Here is a 248-nt window from a genome sequence, read left to right as displayed (position 1 = left end):
AGCCGCTGGCACACGACGAGAAGCCCATTACCATCGAAGTGGTTTCCATGGACTGGAAATGGTTCTTCATCTACCCGGAACAGGGCATTGCTACCGTGAATGAAATCGCTTTCCCGGCGAACACTCCGGTGTACTTCAAAGTGACCTCCAACTCCGTGATGAACTCCTTCTTCATTCCGCGTCTGGGTAGCCAGATTTATGCCATGGCCGGTATGCAGACTCGCCTGCATCTGATCGCCAACGAACCC

Annotated in this window: 1 pseudogene; it reads left to right on the top strand. The window is 53.6% G+C overall.

Going from position 1 to position 248, the window contains the following annotated elements:
• Positions 1-248, top strand: a pseudogene (locus R0J88_RS22395) (ubiquinol oxidase subunit II); the annotation flags it as partial.

The organism is Pseudoalteromonas sp. SIMBA_162 (assembly GCF_046535955.1).
In the GTDB taxonomy this organism is placed as follows: Bacteria; Pseudomonadota; Gammaproteobacteria; order Enterobacterales; family Alteromonadaceae; genus Pseudoalteromonas; species Pseudoalteromonas marina.
Note: the sequence above shows the minus strand (reverse complement) of the source record. Positions and strands in the feature narration are given on the sequence as shown.